Annotated in this window: 10 protein-coding genes; 8 read left to right on the plus strand and 2 right to left on the minus strand. The window is 33.5% G+C overall.

Features of this window, described 5'->3' with window-relative positions; genetic code table 11:
• Together parC and B5P42_RS20890 are read left to right on the plus strand one after the other, a co-directional pair.
• A complete protein-coding gene (parC, locus tag B5P42_RS20885) occupies positions 1-2,424 on the plus strand; it encodes a DNA topoisomerase IV subunit A (protein WP_002014315.1) in 2,424 nt (807 codons plus the stop codon).
• 291 nt (positions 2,425-2,715) lie between these two features.
• Complete coding sequence (locus B5P42_RS20890; protein WP_002014316.1) at positions 2,716-3,747, plus strand: oxidoreductase; 1,032 nt, start codon at positions 2,716-2,718, stop codon at positions 3,745-3,747.
• 57 nt (positions 3,748-3,804) lie between these two features.
• Here the strand turns inward: B5P42_RS20890 and B5P42_RS20895 are convergent, their stop codons facing one another.
• Positions 3,805-4,248: a VOC family protein gene (locus B5P42_RS20895; protein WP_113735095.1), complete on the minus strand. Its 444-nt coding sequence runs from the start codon at positions 4,246-4,248 to the stop codon at positions 3,805-3,807.
• A 59-nt stretch (positions 4,249-4,307) separates the two neighbouring features.
• On the opposite strand from B5P42_RS20895, the gene B5P42_RS20900 reads away from it, so the two are divergent.
• Entirely contained in the window at positions 4,308-5,276 is a 969-nt protein-coding gene (locus tag B5P42_RS20900) for a helix-turn-helix transcriptional regulator (protein WP_113735096.1), read from the plus strand.
• A 95-nt stretch (positions 5,277-5,371) separates the two neighbouring features.
• Here the strand turns inward: B5P42_RS20900 and B5P42_RS20905 are convergent, their stop codons facing one another.
• A complete protein-coding gene (locus B5P42_RS20905) occupies positions 5,372-5,965 on the minus strand; it encodes a TetR/AcrR family transcriptional regulator (RefSeq protein ID WP_044439934.1) in 594 nt (197 codons plus the stop codon).
• A gap of 164 nt (positions 5,966-6,129) precedes the next feature.
• Between B5P42_RS20905 and B5P42_RS20910 the strand changes: the two genes are divergently transcribed.
• From B5P42_RS20910 to B5P42_RS20930, 5 genes are all read left to right on the plus strand, one after another.
• On the plus strand, positions 6,130-7,023 hold the full coding sequence (locus B5P42_RS20910; protein ID WP_113735097.1) for an ABC transporter ATP-binding protein: 894 nt from the start codon (positions 6,130-6,132) through the stop codon (positions 7,021-7,023).
• A complete protein-coding gene (locus B5P42_RS20915) occupies positions 7,016-7,822 on the plus strand; it encodes an ABC transporter permease subunit (RefSeq protein ID WP_002087759.1) in 807 nt (268 codons plus the stop codon). Before B5P42_RS20910 ends, B5P42_RS20915 begins: the two co-directional genes overlap by 8 nt.
• A gap of 356 nt (positions 7,823-8,178) precedes the next feature.
• Complete coding sequence (locus B5P42_RS20920; protein ID WP_113735098.1) at positions 8,179-9,882, plus strand: peptide ABC transporter substrate-binding protein; 1,704 nt, start codon at positions 8,179-8,181, stop codon at positions 9,880-9,882.
• A 281-nt stretch (positions 9,883-10,163) separates the two neighbouring features.
• Complete coding sequence (locus B5P42_RS20925) at positions 10,164-11,879, plus strand: peptide ABC transporter substrate-binding protein (protein ID WP_113735099.1); 1,716 nt, start codon at positions 10,164-10,166, stop codon at positions 11,877-11,879.
• A 416-nt stretch (positions 11,880-12,295) separates the two neighbouring features.
• Complete coding sequence (locus tag B5P42_RS20930; protein WP_113735100.1) at positions 12,296-13,990, plus strand: peptide ABC transporter substrate-binding protein; 1,695 nt, start codon at positions 12,296-12,298, stop codon at positions 13,988-13,990.
• Positions 13,991-14,062 lie beyond the last annotated feature (72 nt).

Genomic DNA, 14,062 nt, shown 5'->3' on the forward strand with positions numbered 1-14,062 from the left:
ATGCAGGCAGAGAAGTTTCATGACCTCCCGCTTGAAGACGTGTTAGGTGACCGCTTTGCACGTTATAGTAAATATATTATTCAAGACCGCGCGCTTCCAGATGCGCGTGACGGTTTAAAACCGGTACAAAGACGTATTTTATATTCTATGTATGTAGAAGGAAACGTACATGATAAAGCGTTTCGTAAATCAGCCAAAACAGTAGGTAATGTTATCGGTAATTATCATCCACATGGTGATTCCTCTGTATATGAGGCGATGGTCCGTTTAAGTCAAACTTGGAAAGTACGTAATGTTTTAGTTGAAATGCACGGAAATAACGGTAGTGTTGATGGGGATCCAGCAGCGGCAATGCGTTATACGGAAGCACGTTTATCACCAATCGCATCTGAGTTATTACGTGATCTTGATAAAGAAACAGTAGAATTCGTGTCAAACTTTGATGATACGAGTGAAGAACCTATTGTATTACCGGCAATGTTCCCGAACTTATTAGTGAACGGATCTACAGGGATTTCCGCTGGTTATGCAACAGAAATTCCACCGCATCATCTTGGAGAAGTAATTGATGCTACAATTATGCGTATCGATCAACCGAATAGTTCTGTGGAGGACTTGTTAACAGTTATTAAAGGACCAGATTTCCCTACAGGTGGTATTATACAAGGGATAGATGGCATTAAAAAAGCGTATGAAACAGGTAAAGGTAAAATTATTATTCGCGGAAAAGCAGAGGTTGAAACGATTCGTGGCGGGAAGCAACAAATCGTTATTACAGAAATTCCGTACGAAGTAAATAAAGCGAATCTTGTTAAGAAAATGGATGAATTACGTATAGATAAAAAGCTAGATGGAATTGCTGAAGTACGTGATGAGACAGATCGTACAGGTCTTCGTATCGTTGTAGAATTAAAAAAAGAAGCGAATGCTGAAGGTATTTTAAATTATTTATATAAAAATACAGATTTACAAATTCCATACAACTTTAATATGGTAGCGATAAATAATCGCCGTCCGACACTTATGACATTACCTAAGATTTTGGATGCATATATTGGACATCAGAAAGAAGTTGTTACAAGACGCTCACAATATGAATTAAGAAAAGCAGAAAATCGTCAGCATATTGTAGAAGGTTTAAAGAAAGCATTATCAATTTTAGATGAAGTGATTGAAACGATCCGTGGGTCTAAAGATAAGCGTAATGCGAAAGATAATTTAAGTGCGAAATTTGGATTTACAGAGGCGCAGTCAGAAGCAATTGTTTCACTGCAATTATATCGTTTAACAAATACAGATATTACAGCGCTAGAGCAAGAAGCAGCGGAACTTAGTAAGAAAATTATAGAGTTACAGTCAATTTTACAAAGTGAAAAAAGACTTTTTCAAGTTATTAAAACAGATTTGAAGAGAGTAAAGAAAACATATAGTGATAATCGCCGTGCGATAATTGAAGAGGAAATTGAAGAAATTAAAATCGATGTGGAAGTTATGATTCCGCAAGAAGATGTCATCGTTACTGTAACGAAAGAAGGCTATGTGAAACGAACAGGTTGGCGTTCGCATAATGCATCGAACGGGAAATACTTCGGTATGAAAGAGGGTGACATCTTACTTGAGCGTTTCGATACAAACACGACAGAAACCGTTCTTTTATTTACGAACAAAGGAAATTATATTTATCTTCCTGTGTATGAAATGCCAGAAATTCGTTGGAAAGATTTAGGTCAACACGTTGCGAATCTTGTTTCACTCGAGCGAGATGAATCGTTAATTTGGGCAACAGTCGTACCGAATTTTGAAGAAGAAAAACGATTTATCGTATTTGTTACACGAAACGGTATGATTAAGAAAACAGAATTAAACCAATATAAAGTGCAGCGTTATTCACGGGCATTCGTTGCTGTAAACTTGAAAAAAGATGATGAAGTTGTTGATATATTTGCGACAGATGGGACAAGTGATATTGTTCTTGCAACACATGGTGCATATGCACTTGTATTCAATGAAGAAGAAGTAAGTCCAGTTGGTGTCAGAGCAGCTGGTGTGAAAGCAATTAATTTAAAAGAAGATGACTATGTTGCTTCTGGTAAACCGTTAAATGGTGAAAAAGATCAACTTATTCTCGTTACGCAGCGAGGTGCTGTGAAACGTATAAAGGCATCGGAAATTGAGAAATCAACGAGGGCGAAGCGAGGCCTTGTAATTTTTAAAGAGTTAAAACGTAATCCGTACCGCATTGTCGGTATTGAAATTGTTCGAGATGATGAATTAGTTTACATGAAGACAGAGAAACACATTGTAGAAGAAATTGATCCGAAAGCGTTTCGAAATAAAGACCGGTATAGTAATGGTAGTTTAGTACTAGATGTTAATGATACTGGTGAAGTAATTGAAACGTGGACAAAAAAACGAACAGAGTAAATGTGAAAAAACCTTGCTAGTGTATAACTAGCAAGGTTTTTAGTTATGAAAAGGTATGTATGAGCAAAACGTTATGTATATAAAAATAATCTTGTTATAATAATGAGATGAAATCGTTCTCATAAAGTGAAACTTTAATTAGTGGGGGTTTTCTTCATCCCCCACTGATTATTAGTTGAACCAATCGGGCTTTTGCGAGCAGTTGACCCCTCACCTAACTTCTGTGCTTTCGCTGAATTTTTAGGTAGGGGTCTTACTGCCCGCAAATAGCAGGACAAATGGAGGGGCAACATGAAAAAAATAGGTGTAGGGATTGTAGGATTTGGATTTTCTAGTACAACATTTCACATCCCGTTATTACAAACGATAGAAGAATACGATATTCGTGCTATTTTATCATCAAAAGAAGAAGTAGTGAAACAAGCATTACCAAATGCTGAAGTTGTTGGTACAATTGATGAATTAGTAAATCGAGCTGATATTGACTTAGTGGTCATTACTTCGCCGAATACAACCCATTTTCCATATGTAAAAGAAGCAATTGTACACGGTAAGCATGTTGTTGTGGAAAAACCATTCGTTGTTTCAATTGAAGAAGGAGAAGAACTTATTTCATTAGCGAACCGACATAATGTCGTTTTAAGTGTGTATCATAATCGCCGTTTGGATAATGATTTCTTAACGATAAAGAAATTATTACAAGAAAAAAGAATAGGGAATGTATACGCATATGAAGCGCATTTCGATCGTTTCCGCCCACATGTACGCGATCGCTGGAGAGAAAAGAACTTACCAGGATCAGGTATATTATATGATTTAGGATCGCATTTAATTGACCAAGCATTATCATTATTTGGGAAACCAGATGCGATAAGCGCAGATGTAATAAAACAACGACCAGGTGCAGAAGTGGATGATTACTTCCATGTTGTACTTCACTATGGAGTGAAGCGCGTTATTTTACATAGTAGCAGTTACGTAAAGCAAGCTGGACCACATTTTACACTGCATGGAGATAAAGGTTCTATCGTGAAGTATGGTATGGATTCACAGGAAGAACAATTAAAGACTGGAATGAAGCCAGGGGATAATGGTTATGGATCAGACTCTGAAGAGAATTTTGCTACTTTAGAAACAGAAGAAAGCTTAGAGCGTATTCCAACAGAAGTCGGCTGCTATGACATGTATTATAAAGGCGTGCGAGATAGCATATTAAATGGTGAAAAACTACCTGTAACTGCTCAAGAAGGTTTAGACGTTATTAAATTGATTCAATTGGCGACTGAAAGTAGTGAAACGGGTAGAGTCATTGCGGTAAAATAAAAAAGACACGAATTTCGTGTCTTTTTTTATTAGGAATATGCGAATATGACTCATTATTTATTTTAGTCGTTTTTCATACATTAATTGGATTTGTATGCCGTAAGGATCTTCAATAATACCATATGCTTCACTAAATATATTTTTTTCTAGTGGAGAGATTATTTTCACATGCTTATCGGAAATTAAATTATTATAAAATCTTTGTATTTCTTCTAAATCAGCGCTTTGAATGCAAAGTGACATGTTATTTCCAACGCTATAACGTTCAGTAGGGTTCATTGTATCTTCGGCTATCATTAGCTTTGTATTCCCAATTTGTAAAACAGAGTGGGCAATATGATCTTTATTTTCATTTGTAATTTCAAAAGAACTATCTCTTTTGGCCAGTTCTTCATACGTAACAATCATTAACTTCTTGGCTTCTAAATTACGTGTATAAAAATTAATTGCCTCCTTTGCTTGCCCATTCATTGAAAGAAAAATAGCTATTTCTAATGTCATAAATATCTAACTCCTTTTTTAGTTAATAATTATAATATAGACTAAAAAGGTTTCAATACATGACACCTTTTATGGAGGGAAATATGAAAAAAACTGAACGAATAAATGATATGCTTATTTTCTTAAATAATAAAAGATATTTTAATTTAAAAGATTTAATGGTTAGATATGATATTTCTAAAAGTACCGCTCTACGAGACATTCAATCATTGGAAGAAATAGGTGTACCGATATATTCTGAACTAGGTAGAAATGGGAGTTATAAAATTATAGAAAATAGTGTGTTATCACCAATATATTTTAGTGTGGATGAAATGTATGCGTTATACTTTTCGATTCTTACATTAAATGGTTACAAAACAAAGCCATTTAATATAGAAAGTATTGCGCTTGAAAATAAATTTAAACATGTATTACCTGATAATGTGAGTAAAAATATTTCAATCATGGAACGAACACTTTCCTTTGAAGTAACAAATCATAGTAACTTTAGTCCGTTCTTAAAAGAACTTTTACAGGGGATTTTTGCTGAACGGGTTTATCGTTTAACATATTTGAAAAAAGATGAGGAGAAAGCATTGGTCGCCCAATTTATTCGAATAGAATCTAAATTTGGACAGTGGTATGCTAAAATTTTTAATTTTGAGACAAGTAATGTTCAAATAATTAGATGTGATAAAATTCTTTCTATTATGGAAACAAACAATACTAATCCAAAAAAGCTCGAAGAACTATTAAGTTATCTTACTACTTTTCACAGAAAGCCTGATGCAATTGATTTTATTGTCATTGTTAATCAAGAAGGAAAAGACATTTTTGATAAAGAGAATTATCCTTCCATGAGGATACAAAAAGAAAAAGAAAATTACATTATAACAGGCTATTTTAACAAGAAAGAAATTGATTTTATTTCAAGTTATTTTTTGAATTTCGGAAAAACGATTATCTCAATTCAGCCTGTCATGCTGAAAGATTTAATCTATAATAAGGTAGTATCTATAAAACATCATTTAACTTCTTTGAGATAAAGTTAGTTTTAATAATTCTTTTCGACATGAAAAAGCCCTTGAGATTTAAATATCCAAAGGGCTTTTTTATGATTTTGTTTGTTCTTTAGAAAAAATTATTTTTCTGGAACAGAAAGTCCGTAAAAGAACATCGTAACTATATCTTGTATATGTTTTTCTCGATCTCCTTCAAGAAGCTGTGCCCCGAAATCATCACCTAATTTAGTGAACATTTGAATGTAAAGTAACATCATTTCTTTTGAAAGGTGTGGATTAATTTCATTTTTGCGCTGTGCTTGTTCTAATATTTCTAAATACCAAGGCAAGATTTTTTCGTTTTGATAACTATAAATAAATTCTCGGAGCGCTTCGTCTCTTTGCATCATTTGTAGTAACATATCAGGTTGAAATAACCCCCCAGTATTCATTTTTCTTACAATCATTTTTTGCATCATATCATGAAAAGGTAATTTTTCTTCTGCAAGCTCTTTATAATATTGAAATTCAGATATTATAAATTCTTGTATAAGTTCCCTAAATAACGCATCTTTACTTCCGAAATGATTATAAATTGTCACTTGAGAAACGTTTGCTTTTTTTGCAATATGTTCTATTTTCACTTCATTAAATCCACGTTCTGAAAATAATGTAAAGGCCGCATCTTTAATGGCACGTTTTTTCTTTTCTTTCACTTTTTCAAAGCCGTTCAATACAATCACCTCATTTAAAATATACAAGAAAAAATAATTGAAAACAATATTTTTGAAATATGGACATATAAATATTTCAAAAAGTTGTTGCGAATATGAAAGATGAGGAGTACAATAATTTTGAAATATCACATGTTAAATATTTCAAAAAATGAGGTGGGTTTATGATTTCAGTTCAAAATGTTACAAAACAGTTTTCAAATGGAAAAGGCTTGTTTGATATTACATTTGAAGTGAAAGAAGGAGAAGTTTTTGGCTACTTAGGACCAAATGGTGCTGGGAAATCAACAACGATTCGTAATTTAATGGGATTTATAAAACCGACGGCTGGTAAAGCGACAATTTTCGGATTAGATTGTTGGGAAGATGCTGCGAAAATTCAAAGAGAAGTTGGCTATTTACCAGGAGAGATTTCTTTTATTGAAGGAATTAATGGATTAGAGTTTTTAAATTTGATGCAAGGAATGCGTGGGTTAAAAAATATAAAAAGACGAGATGAATTGATAGAACGTTTGCAGTTCGATGTGAAAACACCAATTCGAAAAATGTCTAAAGGAATGAAACAAAAAGTAGGTATAGTTGCGGCATTTATGCATGATCCAGAAGTGTTAATTTTAGATGAACCGACATCAGGACTCGATCCACTTATGCAACAAGTATTTATAGATTTAATATTAGAGGAAAAGCAAAGAGGAAAAACAATCCTTATGTCATCACATATTTTCACTGAAATTGAGAGAACTTGTGACAGAGTAGCTATTATTAAAGATGGTTGTCTTGTAACCGTTGAAAACATTCATGATTTACAAGGCATGAGAAGACAGGTGATAGATGTAACAGTATCATCTCAAGAAGAAATCGAGTCTCTTAAACAATGTGATTTGCAATTTGAAGGAGTGAAAGGTAGAGAGGCGTCAATTATTGTGCAAGGAAACTATCAAACTGTTTTACAAATACTTTCAAACTATAATGTAACTGCACTTCAAACGAGAGCGACGGATTTAGAACATTTATTTATGCATTATTACGAGAAGAAAGAAGGGGTAAAGCATGAATAAACAACTATTTTTAGCTAGTTTGAAAGAAACGAAAAAAAGTATATTGAGCTATGCTACTGGTGCAGCTCTTTATTTATGGTTATTAATTTGGATATTCCCATCGATGGTTTCAGCCAAAGGTTTAAATGAATTAATAAGTGCCATGCCTGATAGTGTGAAAAAAATTGTTGGAATGGAAAGTCCGATTCAAAATGTAATGGATTTTTTAGCTGGTGAATATTATAGTCTATTGTTTATTATCATTTTAACAATTTTTTGTGTCACGGTTGCAACGCATTTAATTGCTCGTCATGTAGATAAAGGGGCGATGGCATATTTATTAGCAACACCTGTATCAAGGGTGCAAATTGCAATTACACAAGCTGCTGTTCTCATATTGGGGCTACTAATAATTGTAATTGTTACTTATGTAGCTGGTATATTAGGTGCAGAATGGTTTTTAAAAGATAATAACTTAAATCGAGAATTATTTTTGAAAATAAACATAGTCGGAGGGCTTATATTTTTAGTAGTTAGTGCCTATTCATTTTTCTTTTCTTGTATATGTAATGATGAAAGAAAGGCACTTAGCTACTCAGCCAGTTTAACAATCTTATTTTTCGTATTAGATATGGTAGGGAAATTAAGTGATAAATTAGAGTGGATGAGAAATATATCTTTATTTACATTATTTCGTCCGAAAGAAATTGCTGAAGGAACATATAATATATGGCCAGTAAGTATAGGCTTAACTGCTGGAGCGCTTTGTATCTTCATAGTAGCAATTGTAGTGTTTAGGAAGAGGGATTTACCGTTGTAAATTAGAAAGTCCACTGAGAAAGTGGGCTTTTTTTGTTTTTGTAGGAAAAAGATCTCTAGAATATACATTATTTATTAACGACAATCTACAGTCTATTTATTGGGAAGTATCATTAACACTATTAAATTAGTGTATATGTAACGATAATAAATGATGTAAAAAAACTATATGGAATTTTTATGAATATTACTGTAAAAAAATAATTTTTTTAAAATTTTCAATAATAACACTTTACAAATTTTAAAAAATTAGTAGAATAAGAAGTAGTAAGAATCGTCTGATAAATATATAAAGAAAAACAGAATTATCAGAAGATTCTTAAATAGCTATCGTTTAGAATTAGGGAGGGTACAAAAATGAAAAAGAAAAAAATGAAAAAACTAACAGCAGTTGTAGTACCGGTTTTAGCAATGAGCATGGCATTAACAGCATGTTCTACATCAGGCGGAGATAAAAAGACAAGCACAAATTCTAGCTCTAGTGGAGATAGTAAGTCAGGGGAAAAATTAGCGGCAAAACAAGTTTTAAATCGAACAGTAACACAAGAGATTCCAACGATGGATTCTTCTAAATCAACAGATACAGTATCTTCACAAATGCTAGGGAATACGATGGAAGGGTTATATCGTCTTGATAAAGATAATAAGCCGATGCCAGCTGCGGCAGAATCTAGTACGAAAAGTGAAGATGGTAAAAAATATACATTTAAACTACGTAAAGATGCAAAATGGTCAAATGGTGATCCAGTAACTGCGAAAGATTTCGTATATGCTTGGCAACGTCTATTAGATCCAAAAACAGCTGCTGAGTATGCGTTTATCGCATTCCCAATTAAAAATGCAGAAGTGGTTAATAAAGGAGAAAAACCTGTCGCTGAATTAGGAGTGAAAGCGGTAGATGATCTTACGCTTGAAGTTGAATTAGAGCAAGCAGTACCGTACTTCTTAAACTTAGTAGCATTCCCATCGTACTACCCATTAAATGAAAAATACGTAAAAGAAAAAGGGGAGAAGTTCGGCTTAGAGTCTGATACAACAGTTTATAACGGACCGTTCGTTCTTAAAGATTGGAAGCATGAACAAGGATGGCAATTAAAGAAAAATGATCAATATTGGGATAAAAAGACTGTAAAACTTGAAGAAGTTAACTTCAGTGTTGTAAAAGAGGCAGCAACGCTAATTAACTTATATGATAGCGGTCAAGTTGACTTTGCTTTATTAAATGGAGAGTTCGTAGATAAATACAGAAATAAGAAAGACGAATTCGGAACATTCTCACAAGTGAGCACGTACTTCATTCGTATGAACCAAAAACGTGATGGACAAGATACACCATTAAAGAGCAAAAAATTGCGTGAAGCAATTGCACTTTCTATCGATAAGAAAAATCTAGCAAATGTAATTTTAAATGATGGATCAAAAGAAGCTGACTTCTTAGTGCCAAAAGGATTAGCGACTGGACCGGACGGTAAAGACTTCCAAGAAACGTTTAAAAATGGTTTGAAACCAGATGCTAAAAAAGCTGCTGCATCATGGGAAGAAGCGAAAAAAGAGCTTGGTAAAGATCAAGTTACAATTGAATTCTTAAACTACGATACTGGTAATGCGAAAAAAGTTGGAGAATATATTAAGGACCAAATTGAGAAAAACTTAAAAGGTGTAACAGTTAACATTAAACTTCAACCATTTAAGCAAAAACTAAAATTAGAATCTGAGCAACAATATGATATTTCATACGGTGGTTGGAATCCAGATTATGCAGATCCAATGACATTCTTAGATATGTTTGAGTCTAAGCATTCTCATAACCAAATGAGCTTCTCAGATCCTAAATATGATGAAATGGTGAAGAAAGCTGGAACAGAATTAATGAGCGATGCGAAGAAACGTTGGGAAGAGTTAGGAAAAGCTGAAAAAACATTACTTGAAGAAGATGTAGCGATTGTACCTTTATATCAACGTGGGGATTCTTATGTTTTACAACCAAATGTAAAAGGTGTAGTAAAACATAATATCAGTCCAGAATTTAGCTTTAAGTGGGCATACGTGACTGAAAAATAATAGAGTTAAAAAAGCATTTCAAAGTAGCTTAGTTACTTTGAAATGCTTTTTTTTAGCTCAGTTAAATAGAGAAGAATAAGGCGTATAGTATGTACATATAGTAGATGGGGGATAAATCATACTAAATTACGAAAGTAAAAATCAGAATATTAAAAATAAAACTATTTACAAACGCGAAAAAAAGAGTAGAATAATATTAGTTATAATTTTCAGAAAATTAATTGTTAGCAAGGGGTCTCTCAAGGGTTGGTAATGTACATATAATTGGGGAGGGTACAAAAATGAAGAGAAAAAAGATGAAAAAGTTAACAGCGGTTGTAGTACCAGTTTTAGCAATGAGTGTTGCATTGACAGCATGCTCTGGATCAGGTGGGGAGAAGAAAACGACTACTACATCTAATAGTGGGGAAGAAAAAAAATCTGATATTAAATATGCAGCGAAGCAAGTATTAAATCGTACGGAAAATCAAGAAATTCCGACGATGGACACTTCTAAATCTACTGATACGTTAGGGGCACAAATTTTAGGGAACACGATGGAAGGATTATATCGTCTTGATAAAGATAATAAGCCTATTCCGGCTGCTGCAGAATCAAGTACGAAAAGCGAAGATGGTAAAAAATATACGTTTAAACTGCGTAAAGATGCGAAATGGTCAAATGGAGAGCCTGTAACAGCGAAAGATTTCGTATATGGATGGCAGCGCTTACTTGATAAAAACACAGCTGCAGAATATGCGTTTATTGCCTACTATATTAAAAATGCAGAGGCAATTAATAAAGGTGAAAAACCTGGAACTGAATTAGGAGCGAAGGCGGTAGATGATTACACGCTAGAAGTAGAATTAGAAAAACCGGTACCGTACTTCTTAAATTTATTAGCATTCCCGTCATATTATCCTTTAAATGAAAAGTTCGTAAAAGAAAAAGGAGAGAAATTCGGTTTAGAAGCAGATACAACATTGTATAACGGGCCATTTGTAATGGCATCGTGGAAACATGAACAAGGTTGGCAGCTGAAGAAAAATGATAAGTATTGGGATAATAAGACTGTGAAATTAGAAGAAATTAATTACAGCGTTGTAAAAGAAGTGGCTACAAAAGTAAATTTATATGATACAGGATCGATTGACTTTACATTATTATCAGGAGAATTTGTAGATAAATATAAATCGAACAAAGATGAATATGGTGAGTATTCAGAAGCAAGTACGTTCTTCTTACGTTTAAATCAAAAGCGTAACGGACAAGATACACCGTTAAAGAGCAAAAAACTTCGTGAAGCAATCGCATTATCAATTGATAAAAAAGGTTTAGCAAACGTTATATTAAATAATGGATCAAAAGCAACGGATCAATTGGTTCCAAAAGGGCTTGCGATGGGACCGGATGGTAAAGATTATCAAGATACATTTAAAAATGGTCTGAAATATGATGTGAAAAAAGGCGCAGCAGCTTGGGAAGAGGCGAAAAAGGAACTCGGAAAAGATCAAGTTACAATTGAATTACTAAGCTATGATGATGGAACTGCGAAAAAGATTGCCGATTATTTTAAAGATCAAATTGAGAAAAACTTAAAAGGTGTAACAGTTAACACGAAAATTCAGCCATTTAAACAAAAATTAAAATTAGAGTCAGCGCAAGATTATGAAGTTTCGTTTGCAGGTTGGAGCCCAGATTATTCGGATCCAATGACATTTATTGATATGTTTGAATCGAAGAGTCCATATAACCAAATGAGTTATTCAAATCCGAAATACGATGAAATGGTACAAAAAGCAGGTAATGAATTATTGTCTGATCCGAAGAAGCGCTGGGAAACATTAGGGAAAGCAGAAAAAATATTCCTTGAAGAAGATGCAGGATTAGTTCCTTTATATCAAACAGGAAGATCATATGTAATGAAACCGAATGTAAAAGGAATTGTGAAACACAACATTAGTCCAGAATATAGCTTTAAGTGGGCGTATGTAACTGAGGATGGCGGAAAGAAATAACATGAAAGCATTTCAAAAGCGGCTAATATGCTTTTGAAATGCTTTTTTGTATGGATAGGAGAATAAGGAGCATGGAAATTTTGAGTTCACTTTTAAAATTCTACTGTAGGAATAGTAGAAGGGATTCAATAAGATAGTTAGAGATTTCATTTTTATAAGAAAAATATAGAACTTAGCAATGGAGAAGAATAAGAGGAGATATGTTTACATATAGTAGACGGGGGATAATTCATATAGTAATTAAAACAACAAGTTACTATAATAAAAAAATAAATATTTAGAAAAATTACAAAAATACTTTACAAAACTCAAAAAGATAGTAGAATATTAATTAATAAGAATTTTCTGATAACGAAAGTTAATAGAGAATCTCTAAATGTTAATATCGTACATATAATTGGGGAGGGTACAAAAAAATGAAGAGAAAAAAGATGACAAAATTAACAGCGGTTGTAGCACCAGTTCTAGTAATGAGTATGGCATTAACAGCTTGCTCGGGATCAGGGGAAAAAGAAAAGACGAACACAACGCCGAAAAGTAGTGAAAAAGAAGGCGGAAAATTAGCAGCAAAGCAAGTGCTTAATTTAACAGAGAGTCAAGAGATTCCATCTATGGATTCTTCTAAAGCGACAGACCAAGTATCGTTTCTTGCTTTAAACAACGTAATGGAAGGTTTATATCGACTTGATAAAGATAATAAAGCAGCACCAGGGGTTGCTGAATCATATAAAAAGAGTGGTGATGGTAAAAAATATACATTCACATTAAATAAAAATGCAAAATGGTCAAATGGAGAACCTGTAACAGCGAAGGATTTCGTGTTTGCTTGGAAACGTGCGGTAGATAAAAATACAGCAGCGGAATATGCATACATTATGTTTGATTTAAAGAACGCAAAAGCAATTAATGATGGGAAAGCACCACTTGATACGTTAGGTGTAAAAGCTGTAGATGACTACACATTAGAGGTAGAATTAGAAAATCCAGTTCCTTACTTTGTAGAATTAACTTCATTCGGAACATTCTATCCGTTAAATGAAAAATTCGTAAAAGAAAAAGGAGAAAAATACGGTTTAGAATCAGATACAACGTTATACAACGGACCATTTACATTAACAGACTGGAAACATGAAGAAGGTTGGAAGTTAAAGAAAAATGCACAATACTGGGATAATAAAACAGTTAAATTAGAAGAAATCAACTTTAACGTAGTAAAAGATAGCGGTACACGTGTAAACTTATATGAAAGTGGACAAATCGATCGTGCAGCACTTACATCTGAAATGGTTGACAAATATAAATCAAATCCAGATTTCTTTACACAAAAAACACCGTCAACGTACTTCTTACGATTAAACCAAAAACGTGGTAATCAAGATACAGTATTAAAGAGCAAAGATTTACGTTTAGCGATTGCAATGGCATATGATAAAAAAGGTTTAACGAATGTAATTTTAAATGACGGATCTACACCTGCAGATTACTTAGTACCAAAAGAATTTGCAAAAAGTCCAGATGGAAAAGACTTCCGTAAAGATAACGGAGATATTTTAAAAACAGATGTGAAGAAAGCAAAAGAGCATTGGGAAAAAGCGAAAAAAGAACTTGGAAAAGAGCAAGTAACGATTGAGTTATTAAACTACGATAGCGATAACGCGAAAAAAGTAGGGGAGTTCTTAAAAGGAGAGCTTGAGAAGAACTTACCGGGCTTAACAGTGAATTTGAAAAACCAACCGTTTAAACAAAAATTAAAATTAGAATCAGATCTAGATTATGATTTATCTTACGCTGGTTGGGGACCTGACTACTTAGATCCAATGACATTCATTGATATGTTCGTTACAAATGGACCTCATAACCAAACTGGATATTCAAATCCGAAATATGATGAAATTGTAGAAAAAGGTAAAGGCGAGCTATTAACGAAAACGAAAGATCGCTGGGATAGCTTACTGAAAGCTGAAAAAATGTTACTTGAAGATGCTGCAATTGCACCGTTATACCAACGTGGTGATGCTCTAGTTCAAAGAGCGAAAGTAAAAGGTATTATTCACCACCCAGTTGGTGGAGATTACAGCTACAAATGGGCATATATTGGTGAAGATAAGTAAGAGAGAGGGCGCGCGATGCGCCCTTTTTTTATGCACTTTTCTTCCTTCCTGGAATATATAAAATAAAAAAGG

The sequence above is a fragment of the Bacillus sp. SRB_331 genome, assembly GCF_003264175.1.
In the GTDB taxonomy this organism is placed as follows: domain Bacteria; phylum Bacillota; class Bacilli; order Bacillales; family Bacillaceae_G; genus Bacillus_A; species Bacillus_A mycoides.

Excerpts from the sequence above, each read along its gene's own strand:
- parC (WP_002014315.1), top strand. The coding sequence starts at position 1 with ATGCAGGCAGAGAAGTTTCATGACCTCCCGCTTGAAGACGTGTTAGGT.
- B5P42_RS20890 (WP_002014316.1), top strand. The coding sequence starts at position 2,716 with ATGAAAAAAATAGGTGTAGGGATTGTAGGATTTGGATTTTCTAGTACA.
- B5P42_RS20895 (WP_113735095.1), bottom strand. The coding sequence starts at position 4,248 with ATGACATTAGAAATAGCTATTTTTCTTTCAATGAATGGGCAAGCAAAG.
- B5P42_RS20900 (WP_113735096.1), top strand. The coding sequence starts at position 4,308 with ATGACACCTTTTATGGAGGGAAATATGAAAAAAACTGAACGAATAAAT.
- B5P42_RS20910 (WP_113735097.1), top strand. The coding sequence starts at position 6,130 with ATGATTTCAGTTCAAAATGTTACAAAACAGTTTTCAAATGGAAAAGGC.
- B5P42_RS20915 (WP_002087759.1), top strand. The coding sequence starts at position 7,016 with ATGAATAAACAACTATTTTTAGCTAGTTTGAAAGAAACGAAAAAAAGT.
- B5P42_RS20920 (WP_113735098.1), top strand. The coding sequence starts at position 8,179 with ATGAAAAAGAAAAAAATGAAAAAACTAACAGCAGTTGTAGTACCGGTT.
- B5P42_RS20925 (WP_113735099.1), top strand. The coding sequence starts at position 10,164 with ATGAAGAGAAAAAAGATGAAAAAGTTAACAGCGGTTGTAGTACCAGTT.
- B5P42_RS20930 (WP_113735100.1), top strand. The coding sequence starts at position 12,296 with ATGAAGAGAAAAAAGATGACAAAATTAACAGCGGTTGTAGCACCAGTT.